The sequence below is a fragment of the Deltaproteobacteria bacterium genome (assembly GCA_009930495.1).
In the GTDB taxonomy this organism is placed as follows: domain Bacteria; phylum Desulfobacterota; class Desulfovibrionia; order Desulfovibrionales; family Desulfomicrobiaceae; genus Desulfomicrobium.
In genome coordinates this window covers 1-1,040 of the sequence record RZYB01000479.1, presented here as the reverse complement: position 1 = coordinate 1,040, position 1,040 = coordinate 1, and the positions used below count along the sequence as shown (strand labels likewise).

2 protein-coding genes are annotated in these 1,040 nt (G+C 58.6%); both read right to left on the bottom strand.

Annotation, left to right across the window (positions count from 1 at the left end; all coding sequences use genetic code 11):
* Nucleotides 1-127: 127 nt before the first annotated feature.
* A complete protein-coding gene (locus EOL86_15615) occupies nucleotides 128-511 on the bottom strand; it encodes a HEPN domain-containing protein (GenBank protein ID NCD26998.1) in 384 nt (127 codons plus the stop codon).
* A 13-nt stretch (nucleotides 512-524) separates the two neighbouring features.
* Entirely contained in the window at nucleotides 525-860 is a 336-nt protein-coding gene (locus EOL86_15610) for a nucleotidyltransferase domain-containing protein (protein NCD26997.1), read from the bottom strand.
* Nucleotides 861-1,040: the final 180 nt, after the last annotated feature.

Below are 1,040 nucleotides of genomic sequence, written 5' to 3'. Positions count from 1 at the left end.
AGGCGTCCCCGCCGAGCCGGGCCATTATTTGTTGGGCTGCTCTTTCGTGTCATTCGCGCATTTCGTAGTTGAAAGTTTTCGACTGTTTTCGGATGCCGGAATCAACCGGGCTTGCGGGCCGATTGGATCAGCCCCGCCCGGAATGGCTGGAAACCGTTGCTTGCAGGATGGATTGGGCTTGCTGGAGCGCCGCATCCGCATCTCGACGGTTGAAGGTCGTCCCCGGCGTCAGGTCCGGCAACCCATTGGGATAGCGGGCCGGGATGTAGAACCGGTCCAAGGCGGCCGCCTTGTCCAAAAAATCCTGCCAAGGAACCATCGCGGCTGGCCGTTCAGGCAAATCGGCCAATAACTTTTGGATGCCGTGGCCCCACGGATCCCGGTCCTGCATCCAATGCAGGGACTTGACGGCCTTCTCCGCGCTCTGCTGGGCCAAAAAGCAACAATGCGAGAACAGGCCAGCCTCGCGAAGGACTTCGGCCGCGCGAAAATCCTCCTGGGCGGTCGTCAACCACCGCTGGGCTTCATGCCACAATTTTTCGCTGCTCATAAATGGTCACTCCGTCGCGCAAGATGGATTGGATGAACTTCCGGTGCGACATGGCGGCCAGTTCTTCCGGCGTATAGATCAGCAAATCCACGGCACGCCCCTTCACCAAACGGCAAATATCGGCATACAACCCCTCGTAACGGTCGAGGAAACGCTTCTCCGTCGGTTGAACCACCAGCAAATCCACGTCGCTGCGCCGGGTCGCGGTTCCGCGGGAAAACGAGCCGAACAAGATGGCCTTGAGCACCCCGTTCGCCGAAAACAAACGGGCCATTTCGTCAACAGGCAAACTGGAATCAAGTTGCGCCATTTCATCCACTTGGCAGGCAGAATGGCACGGGCGAGGGCCTCCGTCAATTCACCAGTCGGAAACCGGAACCCATTCAACGGCCCGGACGGCACGGCGTGCCGTCCCTACCATCCACCCCCCGATCTATCCTGTTTTCCTGTCGTTTCCTGTTTTCCTGCTAAAATTTTCCGGCGGTTTTTT

What these genes read in the sequence shown, in the direction of transcription:
- EOL86_15610 (NCD26997.1), bottom strand. Translation starts at nt 860, where the DNA reads ATGGCGCAACTTGATTCCAGTTTGCCTGTTGACGAAATGGCCCGTTTG.